The sequence below is a fragment of the Glycomyces rhizosphaerae genome (assembly GCF_042647865.1).
In the GTDB taxonomy this organism is placed as follows: domain Bacteria; phylum Actinomycetota; class Actinomycetes; order Mycobacteriales; family Micromonosporaceae; genus Glycomyces; species Glycomyces rhizosphaerae.
Window position 1 is genome coordinate 628,729 of sequence record NZ_JBHRWO010000010.1, and the last position, 17,564, is coordinate 646,292.

Below are 17,564 nucleotides of genomic sequence, written 5' to 3' on the forward strand. Positions count from 1 at the left end.
ATTCCGTCGGGAGGAGAGCCAACATGACCGAAGCCGTCCGCACCGAGCCCTCACCGCGAGATCCTTTGGAGCGCGGTCGATTCACCGATGGGCACACCAAATACACAGTCCGCGCTTCGAGCGCATCCGCGCCGGACTCGTTCCAGGTCTTCGCAAACGACAACTGCGCCGACATCGTGATGATCGTGTCCGGCCTCATCTCCGGCCACCTCCACGCGACCTGGGGTCAGGAGTGGCGTACCTACGCTCCAGATTGGAAGGTCTGGATCGAGGACGCCGCCTTCAAGGTCTTCTACAACGGCCACGCCTTCGACGTCCGTGACGACGACGGCGGTGACGACAACGGCAACGGTCCTTACCGGGTGCGTTTCTGCGATGGGTAGCGCTTTGACCGTCAGCCCGGATCCGGCTGACCCGCAGAGCCTCCGCTCGGACGGCGAACCCGCGTCGATCGGCTACCTCGGCGAGTTCCGAAGGGGCCATGTCCTCTTCGTCGTCTATGCGATCCCGCTCGACCAAGGCCGGTACCCGAACCGACCGGCCCACTTCCTCATCGACTGCTTCGACCCGGTCGGTCCTGGCGAAGTCTGCCGGTTCACCATCGACCCGACCGATACCCCCGACTGGCGCGGCTCGTGGCGCGGCGACGAGTGGTGCCCTTGGATCCTGGAGCGTGCCCGCGCCCTCATCGCCGATCCCGGATCCTGAACCTCCCGCGGCGCGCGGCTCCAGGCTGCGCCGCGGGATTCCCTGGGGCCGGTCGTTCAGGTGGGGACGGCCGGCCCCACCCCCACTATGGAATGAATGTTGCTGATTCGCCGGTATTGAGCGGCATCGTTGGTAATAGTGCTCAGATGGCCGTTCCTGAACCACTGGGCCTGACACGCCGCACCGTCCTCACCGGTGCCGCCGCCCTCTTCGCCGCTGGAACCGCGGGCCTCACCGTCCCGCGACCCGCCCGCGCCGCAGCGCTGCCGCAGATCCGCGCCGCCGCCGCGGGCTGGATAGGCCGGGGCGGTGAACTCCTGGTCCTCACCGCCGATCCCGCGACCGAAACCGACTTCGCCCTCCGGCTCCTCACAGCCGCAGCGGATCCCGAGGGGACCGCCGAACTCGGCCCGTCGCTCCCGCTGCCCCTGCCCGCCGGCTTCCACCCGCATTCGATGGCCGCGCTCGGCGACGCCCTCTGGATCACCGGCGCCGTCGAACGCGTCCCCGGCGAGGTCCGACCCGCACTCATCTGGATCGACGAAGCGACCGCCGAATACGCCGAGCTTCCCGTCCCGAAGGCGATCCGATCCGGCATCGCCACCGCCATCGCGCCCGTCGGCGACCGCGGCCTCGCCGTCGTCATCGAAGGCTGCCCCGACCCGCATCTCACCGCGATCTCCCGCAGCCACCTCGCCGTCAGCAAGAACCACGGCCGCACCTGGACCGGTCGGCCCCTCGCCTCCGGGCTCGGCGAGGGCTACGGCACCGTCTTGACCGAAACTGACCACGGCCTTTTCATCGCCGTCGTCGACGGTGACGGCACCCAAACCGTCCGCACCACCGGGAAGACCGGCGTCCTCAAACAAGCCGCCAGGCTGCCCGATGCCGGCCGCCCGATGGCCGCGGTGGCAGCGTCCGACCATGTCAGCGTCTTCTCCGACCGAGACGGCACCGTCGCTCAGACCCGCTTCACCGCCGAAGGCGACGTCCTCGAATCCTCGCCCGATTGCGGCTGCCGCGGCGAGATCCTCGCCGTCCCCGGCCGCCGCGGCACGTGGCTGGAGACCGACGGCAGCACCATCCACATCCGAAGCACCGACTAGGGGCGAACCCTGAAGGAGGATCGATGACATTCCCCAGCAGCAGCACGGCGTTCGCGCGTTCGACCTGCGAGTACCCCGACATCACCCGCAACTGGTTCTACGACACCGGTTGGAAGATGCGCTACCGCAGCGGATACGACCGCAACGGCTTCGGCGTCCACCCCAACGTCACCTCCTTCACCATGCACGAGGAGGCCCACACCCAGGCCGGCAAGGTCATCCGCGACCTGCACTCCCTCGGCAAGTACCACGGTTACGCCGGCGTCTCGCGCGCGTATCAGTGGACCGGTCTCGCAGGAGCGAAAGTCTGCAAGCCCGGCTACCACCGGTACGGCGCCGCCATCGACTTCACCAGGTTCGACTGGGGTTCCGACTGCTTCGTCGACACCGCCGTCCACGGCGGGGCCCGCCGCTATCTCCGCCGCCGCTACCTGACCGTAATCGCCACCTGCCGCAAGCACTTCGGGATCGTCCTGCACCGGCACAACGACCCCGACGGCTCCCACTGGAACCACATCCACGTCGACCGCGGACGCAAGGCCGTCGCCATGAACTGGGGCTACACGACCGACACCACCATCATCCAATGGGCCGCACGGGATCTGGCCGGCGTCACGGACCTGGCGATCGACGGCGACTTCGGACCCAAGACCACCGCGGCCTTCAAGACCCTCCGGAGCCGTTTCGGCGCTGAAGACTTCGATCCGACCGCGTCCAACACCAACACCATGCTCTGGCTCAACCTCATCGGCTGGCACGGCATGACCGATCAGGACGCCGGCACCTACAAAGTCAACGACATCGAGCGACATGAGGCCGCCGTCGCAAGCGACTGACCGCGACCGGCCTTCAGCAAGGAGCGCACCTTGGACGACCCGCACCCGCCCGCCACCGCCCGCCGACACCGCACTTTCCAACGCCGACGCAAGCGCCACCTCACGATCGCACTGGCGCTCGTGCTGTCATGCGCCTCAGCAGCCTGCGACCTCGACTCCGTGTCCGGCACCGATACCGGAACCGACACAGGAGTGTTCTACGCCCTCGGCGACGACCACCGGCTCTACCGCTGGGACCCCGGCACCGATCAAAGCGCGGTCGAACCCGTCCTCGACCTCAGCGGCGTCTGGGACGGCGAAGGCGACGTCGGCTCCGTCCTCCGGTCCTCCCTGAGCATCGACCCGCGCCAGCGCCATGCCGCGTGGATCACCGGAGGGACCCCCGAAGCGGCGCTCAACTTCGGGAACCTCGACACCGGCGAGATCGCCACCGCCGTCGAGTACCCCGTCGACCACGCGTGCATCGATCCCGCCTGGCTCCCCGACGGCTCCGCGGTCCTCGCCCACCGGGCCCCGGTCTGGGGCGCCGACACCGACCCCGACACGAGGGCCGACACCGACGAGATCCCCTTCCCGGTCCAGGCCTGGGGCGCCACCGAGTGGTACTCGCCCGACGCCGGGCAGCTCCCCACCACGTTGACGCTCGAACCGCAGGGCTGCCGGTTGCGCTGGTACACCTCCGAAGACGGCTCGGTCCAGGCGATCTACCACGACCTGGAATTCACGGAGCTGTACCGCATCGACGTGAACGGCCAACTGCTCGAGACGATCCAGGTTTCGGGCCTCCAAGGCGCCGAACCGGTCATCATCGGCCTCGTCGACGTGGACCCGACCGGGCGCTACGCCTGCGTCGTCGACAACTACGGGCCCTACGGCGCCTCCAAGGGGGGCTTCACCATCCGCGCCGAATCCGGCACGCGGGTGGTCGACCTCGCGTCCGGAGCGGCCGTCGGCCCTGAAGGCTCCGGCTGCAACACGCTCCACGACGAAGGCTTCGTGTCCCGCGACGGCCCCTCGGTCTCCTTCATCGGCTACGACGGCGAAAGCCAGTGGGACACAGAGCTTCCCGCGCAAGTCGCCGAGTCGCCGGTCCTCTACTTCTTCCCGGACGGGTCGTAGTCGGGGCGGCATAGGATCACCGGTGTGAACCGCGTCCTCGGCATCCGCCGCCACCCGCTCAAATCGGCCGCCGCCGAACCCGTCACCGCGGCCTTCGTCGGCAAGCACGGCCTTGACGGCGACCGCACCTGGACCTGCCTCGACGCCGACGGCACCATCGGCTCCGCCAAGCAGCCGCGCCTGTGGGGGCGCCTCCTCGACGTGCGCGCCGAGTACGTACCGGCCCAAGGGGAAGCGGGCGACGTCCACATCGTCGTCCCCGATCAGGCACCCGCTCTCGCCGGGAGCCCCGAAGCCGACGCCGCCGTCTCGGCCTGGCTCGGGCGCCCCGTGAGCCTCACCCGCACCGCGCCGCCGCAACTGCGCCGACACCACTGGTGGCCCGACGAACCGGGCATGATCCCCGAATGGGCCGCCGACGCCGAACCCGGCGGCGACGCCGTCGTGAACGTCCGGTCCAGCGCCGGCGACGGCCGTTTCTTCGACTTCGGTGCGCTCCACCTGGTCACCACCGGCGCGCTCGACCGCCTGAGCGCCGAGCACGGCACCGAAGTGGACCCGGCCTGCTTCCGCCCCAACCTCATCCTCGACCTGCCCGAAGACCCGAGTCCGGGGCAGCGGATCGCGATCGGCGCCGACCTGGTCGTGCAGGTCTCGGTGCCGACCCCGCGCTGCGTCATCCCGTCCCTCGCCCACGGCCCCGCCCCGGCCGACAGGGGCCTGCTGCAGACCCTCGCCCGGCACCACCGCCTCGACGTGCCCGGCTTCGGCCGCGCCACCTGCTTCGGCTTCTACGCCGACATCCTCGCGGTCGGCACCGTCACCACCGGGGACCAGGTCGCCGTCACCGCATAGTGAACGGCCCGTGCAGCACTTAGCACTGCACGGGCCGGTCACTACACAGCGCTAGTTGTAGGCGGTCGTGTAATACCGGGCCTTGTAGAACTCCGCGCCGTCCCGGGTCCGGTCGGCCGACTGCGAGAACACCACCGTCGGGCTGCCCCAGTCTCGCGAGCCGGCGTTGTCGCCGCGCACGTAGAAGTACTCGCCGGTGCTCATCTTGACGTACGCCTTGATGCGCGTCGTCGTGTGCAGCGTCGTCTTCGCCAGCGTCGTCTTGTCGATCGAGTACACGCCGTACGAGTCCGAGACCAGGAGCTTCGCCGAGTTCGAGAAGTCCGGCTGCAGGTCGTGCCCGAGGCCCGAGAGCGCCACCTTCTTGCTCGACGCCTTCAGCCGCACGTTCCGGTACGTGCCCGACACCGTGTACGCCTGCACGACCTTGTCGCCGCAGGCCCACAGCAGCTTGTTGTTCGGGTCCCACACGACGCCGTGAGCGCCCGCGAGCGACACCGTCTGCACCGCCGCGAGCGTCGACGGGTCGGAGACCGCCGTCGGCCCGTACACCGTCAAGTACCCGTTCGACGATGCCGCGACAAAGGCGCCGATCTCCGGGATGCGCTCCAGCGCATGCGGGTTCCCGCCCGGCGAGGCGCTCCACAGCACATCGTTGAGCTCCTGCTCCCGCTCGGTGGTGATGTTCCAGATCCCGACCTTGCCGCCGGAGGCCGCGGCCAGCCCGATCGCGCCGAACTGCGCCGTGTCCCTGATGCGGCAGTCGGACAGGTTCGACCAACCGCCCGTGCCGGGGCTCCACCACTTGTAGGCGTTGGCGTCGCTGAAGGAACTGTTCTTGTCGAACACGAACACCCTGTTGGTGACCTGCTCGGTGACCATGACCTTGAAGTTCGCGGTGTCCGCCGAAGCGACGCCGACACCGACCGCCCCGGCCGCGGCCAGGGGCGCCCCGATGGCGACCGCTCGAAGAAGGTTGCGCCTTTTCATTGCTGCTCCTCGTGGGGGTAGGGAGGGTCCGTTCCCGATCCGGGCCGCGAACCACCAACAGTGTGCGACATCGAAACCAGTCCAAAAACCTACGCACCCACCCAGGCCGCGGGTTGCCCGCGAACCACGACTCCGGAGTCCAGCGACCGTCCCCAAAAACGTTTGCCGAAGGCCACCCGCCCTTGTAAGTTCCGCCGCATGACCCCGCCCCGCCAGATCCGCGCCCACTACGACGCCGACACGATCACCGTCTACCAGGCGTACGACCCCGCCATCGCCGAACCCGCGCTCGCCGCCCAGACCTTCGTCCCGCCCTTCAAGCGCGAACGCATGACCTGGATCAAACCCTCGTTCCTGTGGATGATGTACCGCTGCGGCTGGGCCGCCAAGCCCGGCCAGACCCGCGTCCTCGCCGTCTCGATCACCCGCGACGGCTTCGAATGGGCCCTCGCCAACTCCTGCCTCAGCAAACCCGCCGAAGGCGAAACGGCCGACGCCTGGCGAAAGCGCATGGACGCCTCCCCAGTCCGAATCCAATGGGACCCCGAACGAGACCTCCACCTGAACCGCCTCGACCACCGCTCGATCCAGATCGGCCTCTCCGCCGAAGCCGTCGACCGCTACACCGGCCAGTGGATCACCGCGATCATCGACGTCACCGAACTCGCCCACCAGATCGCCGACCACCGCGAAGCCGACCGGACCGACCAAGCCCGTCAGGCCCTCCCGACCGAGCACCCCTACCCGCTCGTCCCCGACCTCGCCCACCACATCGGCGCCACCGCATGACCAAGCGGACGACCGCCCACCTGGCCACAATGGCCTCCGAGCAGCATCCGAGGGGCTCTCGGTCTCAGCCGCGGAGACGGTCGAGCCTATGAGGTGGTGTAGGCGACCTCGGTGTAGGCCGTGCTGCACGGGGTGCAGGACGAGGGCAGCGAGAACTCGTAGACCCTGCCGTCGTTGATCAGCTGGTCTTCGACGTCGGTGACGCGGATCTGGAAGTCCGTGCCGGCCTCGGCGGTCGGTTCGAGGATGTAGGACTGTCCCATGTCGCTGTTCATCTCGGCCTGATGCCAAGCGCCGTCGGCGAAGTACTCCACGCCGTGGATGCCGTTGGCGAGCTGCGAGATCGACACGGCTCCCCAGTACTTCTGCGCGCCTTGGAGGAACCCGATCTTGATGTCGCCGCTGTAGTCCGGCGCGGGAATGAACGACCAGGACACCTGGCGGTTGTTCCAGTGGTCGAGCAGGTCGCCGGCCGGTTCGCCGCCGAGTTCGAACCGATTGACGGAGGAGGTGACCAGGTCGAGGTGGTAGGGGTCGTCGCGGCACCAGGCGTTCGCGTCACCGCAGCTGTCGGCGACGATCATGTCGAGGGTGGCGCCGTTGTACTCGTCGGCGGTCCAGGACCCGTTGCGGCAGAACGGCTGGCTCTGCGCGCCGTCGTTGATGCCGGTGCAGTAGTCGCCGATGCTCACGCGCACCCACCTGCCGCAGTTGCGCCCGTTGTCCCACAGCCCGATCTTGTCGGCCAGGTCGGGCGGGATCGGCCTCGGGTAGAAGTCGTAGTCGCCCGGGGTGTCGTAGACGTTGAGCGCGACGAAGTCCTGTGTCTCCAGCTCGGACTGCGGCAGTCCGCAACCGCCGTAAGGCGATCCGAGTCCGCTGAAGTGGGTCGCGTTCCCCGTGTCGCCCTCGCCGCTCGGCGGCGGTGTGGTCTCCTCCGGTGGTGTGGTGGCGCCGGTGGGAGAGTCGGTGGCCTCCACCTCGTCGCAGGCGATGCCGTTCACGGTGAATGACTCCGGTACCGCTGCGGGCCCGCTGACGATGAGCCCGAACAGCTCCCTGGTCTGGCCGGCCGAAACGGTGGCGTTCCACCCGGCATCTGAGCCGGTGAACGTGGTCCCGGACTGGGTCCAGTCGACGTTCCAAGCGCTCTGGACCGTGCCGGGCAGGTCGAACCCGATCGTCCAGCCGCTGACGCCTTCGGATCCGGCGGTGAGCGACACGTTCGCCTGGTGACCGCCGTTCCAGCTGCTGACGACGCTGTACTGGACGGATTCGCACGCGGCGGCGTGTGCCGGGCTCGCCGCCGCGAACGCCGCCGTCGCGGCGATCAGTGCTCCGGACGCCGTGGCGACTGCGGTGAGCCGCCGCCTGCGCCGTTGCGCTCCTCGGGTTTCCATGGATCGGCCTCCGTCGGCTCTGGTGCGCCCGGGATCGCGGATGCGGGGCTCCACCTTGACAGATGTATCTAGATCTATCAATATGTAGGGACGATACTCTTGGGATCGCTCCCAGTCCAGTCTCACGTCAGGAGCACCGGCATGCCGCACGTGACCAGAATCAGCCAATTCCATAGAGCCGCAACAGCAGCGATGCTGAGTGTGCTCGTCGTGCTCGTCGTGCTCGTCGTGTTCGTCGCGGCCGGCCTCTTCGTGCTGGGGCTCCCCTCGGCGTCCGCCAGCGCCCAGACGCAAGGAACCGGCAGCGGCTACCTCAGCACCGACGGGAGCCGCATCGTCGACGCGACCGGCGCGGAGGTGCGGCTCACCGGGATCAACTGGTTCGGGATGGAGACCGACAACCACACGTTCCACGGCCTCTGGGCCAACGCCCCGGCGACCTGGCGGGGCCAGCTCGACCGGATGGCCGAGCTCGGATTCAACACCCTGCGCATTCCCTACACGGGGGATTCACTGCGCCCGGAAGCCGAGGCCACGAGCATCAACGACTACACCAACCCCGACCTCGTCGGCCTGCACCCCTTGGAGATCCTCGACCTCGTCATCGAGCACGCCGGCGACCTCGGCATGCGGGTCATCCTGGACCGGCACCGGCCGAGCGCCGCGGGCCAGACCGCCCTCTGGTACACGCCGCAGGTCTCCGAGCAGAGCATCATCGACGACTGGACGATGCTCGCCGAGCGGTACGCGGGCAACCCCACGGTCGTCGGCGCGGACCTGTTCAACGAGCCGCACGCCGAAGGGACCCTGCCGAACGCGACCGGCGCGTGCTGGGGCTGCGGCGTCCAGGCCCGGGACTGGCGACTGGCGGCTGAACGGATCGGCAACGCGATCCTCGACGTCAACCCCGACTGGCTGATCCTCGTCGAAGGCGTCAGCACGGTCTCGGGAGGCCTGACGAACCAATGGGACAACGATCCCTCCACCGATGACGAGAGCACCTGGTGGGGCGGCAACCTGAGCGCCGCGTTCGAGTTCCCGGTGCGTCTCGACGTGCCGGACAAGCTGGTGTACTCGGCCCACGACTACGCGATCTCGGTCTACGACAGGCAGCCGTGGTTCGAAGACCCGGACTTCCCGAACAACCTGCCCGCGGTATGGGACCACTTCTGGGGCGACCTCCAGAAGCAGGACGTGGCACCGGTCCTGGTGGGCGAGTTCGGCAGCACGCTGGCGAACCCGCTGGACCGGCAGTGGCTCGAAGCCCTCATGGACTACATGACCGACAACGGGATGTCGTTCACGTTCTGGGCGTGGAACCCGAACTCGGGCGACACCGGCGGCCTTGTCGACAACGACTGGTGGACCGTGAACCAGCCGAAGTACGACATCCTCCAACCGCACCTGGTGCCGCCGGTCGGCAACGGCGAAGGCAGCGAGACCTCTTCCCCGCCAGCGGAACCCAGTGGCGACTGCGAGGCCACGTACGAGATCACCGGCGGATGGCCGGGGAACTTCCAGGCGAACGTGACCGTCGAGAACACCGGATCGACGGCGCTGAGCGGCTGGTCCGCGAACTGGACGTATACGGGGGACGAGGCGGTCTACAACTCGTGGGGCGCCCAGTTGACCCAGTCCGGCAAGAACGTGACCGCCGTCGCCCAGAACGGGAGCCTCGCGGCCGGCCAGAGCGTCGTCTTCGGTCTCCAAGGAACCGTCACCGGCACGTCTGCACCGCCGGAAGTCACCTGCACGGCCTGAGTCCGAAGGCCCTCTGAGGCGAATCCTCAAGAGACGAGAAAAGCCGGGTCGAAGACCCGGCTTTTCTCGATGGTGCGCCGCGAGGGATTCGAACCCCCAACCTTCTGATCCGTAGTCAGATGCTCTATCCGTTGAGCTAGCGGCGCAGGTCGGCTTGATCGTTACGATCAGGACCGGGCATAACCTTACCTGGGGCGAAAACCGATCTGCAACCGGGTAAGCGGATGTGCGCTGTGTCATTGCGCCTGGATTGCGGCATGCGCCGCGAGGGAGTTCAACCCCCGACCTTCTGATCCGTAGTCAGACGGGCCGGTGGTCAGCAGTTGTCGAGGACGGTCTTCGCCAGTGCCCGCCAAGCCGCGGGCAGCGCCTCGGCACGCTCCGGGAGTGGGGCTCCCGCCGCGGCCCACACGGCCGCCTCGGCCTCCGACACCTCGTCGCCCAGCACGTAGCGCTCGACGAACGCCGCGCGGTGCTCATGGCCCGGGAAGAAGTACCCGCCCGCCGCGAACAGCGCCACATAGGCGCGGTGCAGGCCCTCGGTGAGCGTCTCGGCCAGCTCCCACGGGTCCGCCGCGTCGCCCAGGCGCTTCGCAAGCGCCTCGACCTCGCCGGCCACGGCCTCGCGGGAAGCGTCCGCCAGTGCCTGCGGGAACTCGGTGACCTCGGCGCGGGCCTTGGAGCCCAGCTCGGAGTCGTCGGCGAGGAGCGTCCCCTCGGCGAACCGCGCGATCACGTGCAGCGCCTCGTCGCCGGGCCGCTGCCAGCCCTCGCCGCGGTCGAGGGCGTCCAGGTGCTCCTGAAAGCGCTCGACGGTGAGGTGCACCGCTTCGGCGCTGGCCTCGGCGGGCACGGTACCGGTCTCCCACACGCAGACCAGTTCGGCGTCCTCCCCGAATCCGGACAGGGCGGGGCCGTGCGCGTAGGCGAACGCGAGGCGCTCGTCGTCGTTGATCTCGGCGAGGACGTCGGTGGAGAGCCTGAGGACCGCGTTCGGTAGGGACATGCCGCAATTGTGGCCGTTCTTCGCAACCACGTCCACCCGATCGTTCGAGGTTGCGGCCGGTGATTCGTGGCATGTGGTCCGGCGCGGGCGGACGAGCGGTTCGGCGGAGCGCTCATGTCGTATGGGGCGGTTAGCATGAGCGGATGGCAACACCCACCGGCCGCACCGGCACGGACCTCGAGCCGGGCGCGGTCGCCGCCTGGCGAGCCCATTCCCAGCGCCTCTGGGGCGAGCGTTTCGCCACACCGATGGAGGCGTTCAAGCACCTCGGCGCGGTCCAGTCCCAGGAGTACCAGCCTTCGAAGCTCACCCCCGCGATGCGCACCGAACCTGACGGCGAGGGGCTCGCGTTCGGCAGCGTCGAGGCGGTCGACGCGGTCATCGACCAGGGCGCGGTGGTGCGCACGCACGTGCTCCGCGGTACCTGGCACACCGTGCCCGTCGAGGACCTGCGCATGATGCTCGCCGCCAGTTCCGACCGCGTCCTGCAGTCCATGAACCCGAACAACCGCAACTGGGGGCTCAGCGCAGCCGAGCTCGGACGCGCGACGGAGGTGCTCGCCGCGGTCACCGCGGGCGGGCGGCACCTGACCCGCGACGAGGCCTCGGAGGCGCTGGCGACCGCCGGGATCGCTGACCCGAGGGGCTCGCGGCTGATGCATCTGCTGATGCACGCCGAGCTGCGGTCGGCCATCTGCTCAGGGAACCCCAAGGGCGGCAAGCAGACGTACGCGAACTTCGACGAGCGCGTCCCGGCGGGGCCGGTCGCGCAGGACGAGGCGATCCGGGCGCTGGCGCTGCGGTTCTTCACTTCGCGCGGGCCGGCGACGTTGAAGGACTTCACCCGGTGGGCGACGCTGAAGGTCACCGATGCGAAGGCGGCGCTGGACGGGCTCGGTCTGGAGGAGCTCCAGATCGACGGCCGCACGCTCTACTGCAGCGCCGAGCCTCCCGAGATCGAGGAGCGCGGCCCGGTGGTGGACTTCGTGCAGGGCTTCGACGAGATGCTGTGCTCCTACACGGATTCGAAGGACCTGGTGCTGCATCATTCGGTGCCGCGCACGAGATTCCCGAACCGGCCGAAGTTCAATTCGGCGATCCTGCTGGACGGCCGGCTGATCGGGAACTGGAAGGCCACGCCCAAACGGGAGAGCCTGCTGATCGAGACGTGGCGAGTGCGGGGATTCACCGCCGCGGAGATCGCGGCGCTGCGCCGCGGCGCGGACCGCCTTCGGGCCTGGTTCGGCAAGCCGGAGATGGAGCTCGTGCTCGATCACGAGCACTGAGGCACGCCGTCAGTAGCGCTTCATCGCGTCCGCAAGCGGCCCCATCCCCATGGGGCCGAGGTTCAGCGCGTGCGTGTGGAAGTCCTTCAGGCTGAAGTCGCCGCCTTTGCGGGCGGCGCACTCTTCGCGAAGGCGCATCCACAGACGCTCGCCGACCTTGTAACACGGGGCCTGCCCCGGCCATCCGAGGTACCGGTTGACCTCGAATCCGAGGATGTCGTCTGCAACCGTGTTTGTGTTCATGCGGATGAACTCGAACATTTTGCCGCCGTCCCATTGCTGACCGGGCCGCCACCCGAAGGGATTGGCCTCGGGGATGGTGAACTCGCAGTGGAGACCGATGTCGGCGATCACGCGGGCCGCTTGGAATGCGTGATTGTCGAGCATGCCGAGCTTCCCGGCGGGATCGCGTTCGTAGTAGCCGAGTTCCTCCATGAGCCGTTCGCAGTACCGGGCCCAGCCGGACCCGTGCCCCGAGCACCACATCATTTGGCGCTGGTACCGGTTGAGCAGGTGGGCGCGGGCGATGGTCTGCCCGGTCTGCAGGTGGTGGCCGGGCACGCCGAGGAGAAAGATCGTGGTCTTCTCGCGCCATTTGCTGAACAGGTGCTGACCGGGCGGAATTGACCACCACATTGCTCCCGGTCGTTGGAAGTCCTCACTGGGGCCGGTGTAGTACGTCTCTCCGCCGTCCGAGGGAGCGATTTTGCAGTCGACTCGGCGCAGCGGTTCGGGGATGTCGAAATGGGAGTCGGCCAGGTCGGCGAGGGTCTGGTCGGTGAGCTCCTGGATCCAGCCGAGGAACACATCCTTGTCGGTGATGTTCTGGTCAGGATCGATATCGAGCAACTGCATCGTCTGAGCGATGGTCTTGCCAGGGTGGATGCGCGCCGCCGTCGACGCCATGTCGGCCTTGATCTTGACCAGTTCCTTCCACGCCCACGCATAGGTCGCTTCAAGGTCGATTTCGGCTCCGATGAAGAATCGGGAGGCCCGCGCATACCGTTTCAGGCCGATCGCGTCGTTCGACGGTGCCTGCGGGGCCAGTTCGTCTCGCAGGAAGGCGGCGAACGTCCCCATCGCAGTCCGTGCCCGATTCGAGGCGAGGCTCAGGGCGACGTGAAGGGGCCCGGTCTTGATCGGCTCGCCGTCCATGGTCACCGAGTTCACGAGGTTCGCCCAGAAGCCGGTCTCGATGCCCTTGGCGCCGTTCCAGTTGTCGCAGTGCGTGGCGACTTCGAGGACCTGCCGCTTGGCGGCGACGCGGCCTTCGGCGGCCTCGGCGCGCAGCGTCTCGGTGTACTGCTCGATCGCGGTGGGTACCGCGTCCAGGCGCGACGCTATGTTCTCGGCGGCCTCCCTGCCGTCTCTGGGCATCAGGTCGAAGATCTGGCGGATGCTGTGCACTGACGAGGCGAGGACGTTCAGGTCCATGTAGGTGTCGCCAGAGTCGTACCGCTCCACTCGCAGCCGCAGACGTTCCAACATCGAGTCCTTGGCGATGCGTTCGCGCTCGTCGACCGGATCGGTCGATTCCAGGTCGGCGACGGCGTGTCGGTCCAGCGACGCTTGGGACGCGAAACCCGCGGGCGACAGGTCGTCGAGTTCGTGATCGTGCCCCGGCAGGCCCATCGCGGTCGCCGTCAAGGGGCTGAGGGCGATGGTGTCCTCGACGTATCTGTCGGCGATCCAGTCGATTCGCCGCATGCCCCCTTGGCGGAACCGGGTCGGCACCGACAAGCCCGGGATGGCGTCGAAGCTGCGGATGTCGATGTCCGGTGACCGGTCGTCGCCCCGGTCACGGGCCTGCGGCTGCCTGATGACCCGGCGTGCGATGACGACGTCGCCTTCCCCCTTGAAGTCGAATTTCGGCACCTGGCCGCTGCCGCCCGCGGCCATCACTTCGTGGACGTGGAGGTACAGATCGCTGAGCCTGAGCTGGGTGTTCGGGGAGGCTCGGTAAAGGCCTTCGACGAGTGCGGCCGTGAAAAGGCTCGAACTGGCGCCGGCCATGCTCAATTGGCTCGCCCGACAGCTGCTGAGTACGAACCGGCCGGTGCCTTGCAGCTGGCCGGTGGGGAGGCCGCCGGACTTGAAGGATCCCGCATAGCAGCAGTCGAGCACGATGATGACGGTCGTGGCGGGCGACCGGTAGATCGCAGTGCTGATCTCGCTGGAGCTCAGCGCGGTCGCATGCTGCAGTCTGGCGACGGAGTCCTTCGCGCACAGGTACAGATTGTCGTCGATGTCGAGGACGCCGTGACCGCTGTAGTAGAGCAGGAGCACATCCCCCGGGCGTGCCGCGGAGAAGAACTCGTGGACCGCGATGCCCATTTCGCGCCGGCTCCCCTCGGGCAGCAGCGTGACCTGTCTGCGGTCGAAGAGGCCGATGTGGTCGTCGATGAGGGCGGACCGAAGGAGGTTCAGGTCGTTGGCGGGGGCGGGCCCGAGCGGGAGGAGGTGCGCAGGGTCCTCGGGAAAATCGCTGTTCCCGATGAGGAGCGCGCGGTACTCGGGAACGCTCATCGCCGTGTTTCGGCTGCTGGCTCAAGGCGTGTTTCGGGGTGCATCGTTCTCCAACCTGGACGTGCGGCCTGATCGACCAGTATGAAGGAGGGCCGCCAACGCCACTTGGCGCTGGCGGCCCTGGAACGCCGCGTTCGGCGGAGCCGGAATCGCCCCTACAGGCGGCCGAGGGCCTCCGCGAAGGGGTCCAGGCCCATCGAGCCGAGGTTCAGGGCGTCGGTGTGGAACTCCTTGAGGCTGAAGGCCTCGCCCTTGCGGTTCTTGTAGTCCTCGCGGGCCTGCATCCAGAGGCGCTCGCCGACCTTGTACGAGGGTGCTTGTCCGGCCCAGCCGAGGTATCGGTTGACCTCGAACTTGAGCATGTCGTCCTCGATCGTGCGGGTGTGCGCGCGCATGAACTCGAGCATCTTCTCGCCGTCCCAGGCCTCGCCCGGCCGCCAGCCGAACGGGTTGTCCTCGGGGATGGTGAACTCGCAGTGCAGGCCGATGTCGACCACGACGCGCGCGGCCCGGAAGGCCTGGGCGTCGAGCATGCCGAGGCGCCCGGCCGGGTCGTCGTCGTAGTAGCCGAGCTCGTCCATGAGCCGCTCGGAGTAGAGCGCCCAGCCCTCGCCGTGGCCCGAGCACCACATCATCTGGCGCTGGAAGCGGTTGAGCTTGTCCTCGCGTGTCATCGTCTGGCCCACCTGGAGGTGGTGGCCCGGCACGCCCTCGTGGTACACAGTGGACTTCTCACGCCACTTGCCGAACAGCTTCTGGCCTGCCGGCACGGACCACCACATGGCGCCCGGTCGTTTGAAGTCCTCGCTCGGCCCGGTGTAGTAGATCGCCCCGTCCTCGGTCGGCGCGATCTTGCAGTCGATTGTGCGGATCTTCTCGGGGATGTCGAAGTGCTTGTCGGCCAGCTCGGCGATCGTCGAGTCCGCCAGGTCCTGCATCCAGTCGCGGAACGCCAGCTTGTCGTCGAGGTTCTGGTCGGTGTCCTGGTCGAGGAACTCGACGACCTCTTTGAGACCGGTGCCCGGCTTGATCCGGGCGGCCGTGTTCCGCATGTCCTCCTCGATGCGGGCCAGCTCCTGCCAGCCCCACGCGTAGGTCTCCTCGAGGTCGATCGCAGCGCCGATGTAGTACCGGGACGCCCGGGAGTACCGGTCGCGGCCGACCGCGTCCTTCTCCTTCGCCTGCGGGGCCAGCTCTTCGCGCAGGAACCGCGCGAAGTTGTCCGTCGCCCTGCGCGCCTCGGCCGCGCCGTTGCTCAATGCGATCCGCAGCGGCCCGGTCGTGATCGGCTCGCCGTCGATCGTCACCGACTTGTTCAGGCCCATCCAGAAGTCGGTGTCGAGGCCCTTGGCGCCGTTCCAGTTGTCGCAGTGGGTGGCGACTTCGAGGACCTGCCGCTTCGCGGCCACGCGGCCCTCGGCGGCCTCGGCCCGCAGGGTCTCGGTGTACTGCGCGAACGCGTCCGGGATGGCGGTGAGGCGGGCCGCGATGTTCTTCGCCGCCTCCTCGCCGTCCTTCGGCATGAGGTCGAAGATCTGGCGCACGCCGTGCACGGGGGAGGCGAGGACGTTGAGGCTCAAGTAGGTGTCGCCCGCGTCGTGCCGCTCGATCTGCAGCTGCAGGCGTTCGAGGATGGCTTCCTTGGCGACGCGCTCGCGCTCGTCGACCGGTTCTGCCGCTTCCAGGTCGGCGATCGCCTTCCGGGTCAGGGCGGCTTCGGCCTCGAGCCCGGCGGGCGAGAGATCGTCGATCTCGTGGTCGTGTCCGGGGACGCCCATGCTCGTGGCCGTGAGGGGGCTCAGGGCGATGACGTCCTCTACGTACTGGTCGGCGATGCGATCGATGCTTCTCATGGAGTGGACTTTACGCGAGGGCGCCGGGCCAGCGCGACCTCGCTTTCGACCGCTTCGACCCAGCCGCCGGCCGCGCCCAACTCCACAAGCGCGGCCTTGGTCAGCGGGATCCGTTGGGTCGCATCGGGTTCGGGCGGCCAGGCCGCGCGACTCGCGCGGGCCCCGTCGAACCATTCACTGATTGGGTTTGGCCGATCGGTGTAGGCGTCGAGGTCCTGCCGAGCCGAGTCGAGCTCGGTGCCGAGGTCTTCGAGGGCCGCCATGAGCTCGGCCCGGTTGCCCGCCACCATGCCGGTGAACAGGGCGGTCGGGCTGGCCGCGACGCGAGTGCCGTCGCGGAACGATCCGGCCGCGAGCGTCCGGGCGAGCGGCTCGTCGGCGACGCGCACCAGCGCGGCCGCGACCAGGTGCTCCAGGTGCGAGATGCGGGCGGCGGCCCGGTCGTGGTCGGCGGCGGTGGCGGGCACGACGTGCGCGCCGATCGACGTCCACAGCCCGGCGAGGGTCGTCCACTCGGCCAGTTCGGTGTCCGCTTCGAGGCACAGCACCCACTTTCGGTCCTGGAAAAGACCCGGCTCGGCGGAGGCGAACCCGGCGGTTTCCTTGCCCGCCATGGGATGCCCGCCCACGAACCGGTGCTGCGCGAACAGCCGCGCGGGCTCGGCCTTCACTGAGGAGACGTCGGTGACCAGGCCCGGGTAGCCGCGCAGGGTCTCAGCCGCGACCGCGGCGAGGTGCCGGTACGGGGCGGCGACGACCGCGAGGTCGGTGTCCTGGAGCTCGGACGGGTCGGCGGTGACGGGGAAGTGCGCGGCGGCCGATGCTCGGGTCGCGGGGTCGGTGTCGAAACCGAGCACGTCGTGCCCGGCCTCGGCGAGCGCGAGCGCGACCGAGCCGCCGATGAGGCCGAGCCCGAGGACCGCGACGCGCATTAGAGGTAGAGCCCGGTGCCGTCGTTGTCGACGCGTTTGGCGGCGACCGCGTGGATGTCCCGTTCGCGCAGGAGGATGAACGTGCGGCCCTGCATCTCGACCTCGGCCTTGTCCTCGGGGTCGAACATGACCCGGTCGCCGGCCACGACCGAGCGCACGAGCGGGCCCACGCCGACGGCTTCGGCCCAGTGAAGGCGGCGGCCCATCGCGGCGGTGGCGGGGATGACGATCCCGGCGGCGGAGCGGCGCTCGGAGTCCGCATCCTCGCGCACGAGCAGGCGGTCGTGCAGGAGCCGGACCGGCAGGCCGGACGTTGAGTCCATCGGTGTATCGGTCACAACACCCCAGCTTACCGCCAGCGGGAGTCGCGGGCGCAGCGCGAGCGGAGAGTCCCGCA

The 17,564-nt window shown here is 68.6% G+C and carries 16 protein-coding genes and 2 tRNA genes; 9 read left to right on the forward strand and 9 right to left on the reverse strand.

All coding sequences use genetic code 11. The features are described from left to right. The first annotated feature begins 23 nt into the window (after positions 1–23). The 6 genes from ACFO8M_RS12705 (at position 24) to ACFO8M_RS12730 (ending at position 4,624) form a co-directional block, all read left to right on the forward strand. Positions 24–383 carry a hypothetical protein gene (locus ACFO8M_RS12705; RefSeq protein WP_387975554.1) on the forward strand — a complete coding sequence of 120 codons (360 nt, stop codon included), beginning with the start codon at positions 24–26 and terminating at the stop codon, positions 381–383. Further along, a complete protein-coding gene (locus tag ACFO8M_RS12710; protein WP_387975556.1) occupies positions 376–708 on the forward strand; it encodes a hypothetical protein in 333 nt (110 codons plus the stop codon). The genes ACFO8M_RS12705 and ACFO8M_RS12710 overlap by 8 nt, the downstream gene beginning before the upstream one ends. A 146-nt stretch (positions 709–854) precedes the next feature. Beyond that, positions 855–1,814: a hypothetical protein gene (locus ACFO8M_RS12715; protein ID WP_387975559.1), complete on the forward strand. Its 960-nt coding sequence runs from the start codon at positions 855–857 to the stop codon at positions 1,812–1,814. 23 nt (positions 1,815–1,837) lie between these two features. Then, positions 1,838–2,650, forward strand: a complete 813-nt coding sequence (locus ACFO8M_RS12720; protein ID WP_387975562.1) for a hypothetical protein — start codon at positions 1,838–1,840, stop codon at positions 2,648–2,650. A gap of 30 nt (positions 2,651–2,680) precedes the next feature. Further along, on the forward strand, positions 2,681–3,769 hold the full coding sequence (locus tag ACFO8M_RS12725) for a hypothetical protein (protein ID WP_387975565.1): 1,089 nt from the start codon (positions 2,681–2,683) through the stop codon (positions 3,767–3,769). A gap of 24 nt (positions 3,770–3,793) precedes the next feature. After that, positions 3,794–4,624: an MOSC domain-containing protein gene (locus tag ACFO8M_RS12730; protein WP_387975568.1), complete on the forward strand. Its 831-nt coding sequence runs from the start codon at positions 3,794–3,796 to the stop codon at positions 4,622–4,624. A gap of 51 nt (positions 4,625–4,675) precedes the next feature. On the opposite strand, the gene ACFO8M_RS12735 is transcribed toward ACFO8M_RS12730, so the two are convergent. Continuing rightward, a complete protein-coding gene (locus ACFO8M_RS12735) occupies positions 4,676–5,614 on the reverse strand; it encodes a DUF6528 family protein (protein WP_387975571.1) in 939 nt (312 codons plus the stop codon). 198 nt (positions 5,615–5,812) lie between these two features. Between ACFO8M_RS12735 and ACFO8M_RS12740 the strand changes: the two genes are divergently transcribed. Continuing rightward, positions 5,813–6,403 carry a DUF4291 domain-containing protein gene (locus ACFO8M_RS12740; RefSeq protein WP_387975574.1) on the forward strand — a complete coding sequence of 197 codons (591 nt, stop codon included), beginning with the start codon at positions 5,813–5,815 and terminating at the stop codon, positions 6,401–6,403. A gap of 86 nt (positions 6,404–6,489) precedes the next feature. Here ACFO8M_RS12740 and ACFO8M_RS12745 read toward each other — a convergent pair whose 3' ends face one another. Continuing rightward, positions 6,490–7,803 carry a cellulose binding domain-containing protein gene (locus tag ACFO8M_RS12745; RefSeq protein WP_387975576.1) on the reverse strand — a complete coding sequence of 438 codons (1,314 nt, stop codon included), beginning with the start codon at positions 7,801–7,803 and terminating at the stop codon, positions 6,490–6,492. A 192-nt stretch (positions 7,804–7,995) separates the two neighbouring features. On the opposite strand from ACFO8M_RS12745, the gene ACFO8M_RS12750 reads away from it, so the two are divergent. Next, positions 7,996–9,564, forward strand: a complete 1,569-nt coding sequence (locus tag ACFO8M_RS12750) for a cellulase family glycosylhydrolase (protein ID WP_387976375.1) — start codon at positions 7,996–7,998, stop codon at positions 9,562–9,564. 70 nt (positions 9,565–9,634) lie between these two features. Here the strand turns inward: ACFO8M_RS12750 and ACFO8M_RS12755 are convergent. The 3 genes from ACFO8M_RS12755 to ACFO8M_RS12765 all read right to left on the reverse strand — a co-directional run bounded on the left by ACFO8M_RS12755 (position 9,635) and on the right by ACFO8M_RS12765 (position 10,570). Continuing rightward, positions 9,635–9,710, reverse strand: a tRNA-Arg gene (locus ACFO8M_RS12755). Positions 9,711–9,822: 112 nt separating this feature from the next. Beyond that, positions 9,823–9,925, reverse strand: a tRNA-Arg gene (locus ACFO8M_RS12760). Beyond that, positions 9,881–10,570, reverse strand: a complete 690-nt coding sequence (locus ACFO8M_RS12765; protein WP_387975578.1) for a hypothetical protein — start codon at positions 10,568–10,570, stop codon at positions 9,881–9,883. Before ACFO8M_RS12765 ends, ACFO8M_RS12760 begins: the two co-directional genes overlap by 45 nt. Positions 10,571–10,713: 143 nt before the next feature. Between ACFO8M_RS12765 and ACFO8M_RS12770 the strand changes: the two genes are divergently transcribed. After that, positions 10,714–11,856: a winged helix DNA-binding domain-containing protein gene (locus ACFO8M_RS12770; RefSeq protein WP_387975581.1), complete on the forward strand. Its 1,143-nt coding sequence runs from the start codon at positions 10,714–10,716 to the stop codon at positions 11,854–11,856. Positions 11,857–11,865: 9 nt separating this feature from the next. Here the strand turns inward: ACFO8M_RS12770 and ACFO8M_RS12775 are convergent, their stop codons facing one another. From ACFO8M_RS12775 to ACFO8M_RS12790, 4 genes are all read right to left on the reverse strand, one after another. Beyond that, complete coding sequence (locus tag ACFO8M_RS12775) at positions 11,866–14,382, reverse strand: DUF885 family protein (protein WP_387975584.1); 2,517 nt, start codon at positions 14,380–14,382, stop codon at positions 11,866–11,868. A 155-nt stretch (positions 14,383–14,537) separates the two neighbouring features. After that, positions 14,538–16,235, reverse strand: a complete 1,698-nt coding sequence (locus ACFO8M_RS12780; protein WP_387975587.1) for a DUF885 domain-containing protein — start codon at positions 16,233–16,235, stop codon at positions 14,538–14,540. Beyond that, positions 16,232–17,167, reverse strand: a complete 936-nt coding sequence (locus ACFO8M_RS12785) for a prephenate dehydrogenase (protein WP_387975590.1) — start codon at positions 17,165–17,167, stop codon at positions 16,232–16,234. The genes ACFO8M_RS12780 and ACFO8M_RS12785 overlap by 4 nt, the downstream gene beginning before the upstream one ends. Beyond that, positions 17,167–17,490, reverse strand: a complete 324-nt coding sequence (locus ACFO8M_RS12790) for a GroES family chaperonin (RefSeq protein ID WP_387975593.1) — start codon at positions 17,488–17,490, stop codon at positions 17,167–17,169. The genes ACFO8M_RS12785 and ACFO8M_RS12790 overlap by 1 nt, the downstream gene beginning before the upstream one ends. Between the last annotated feature and the right edge of the window lie 74 nt (positions 17,491–17,564).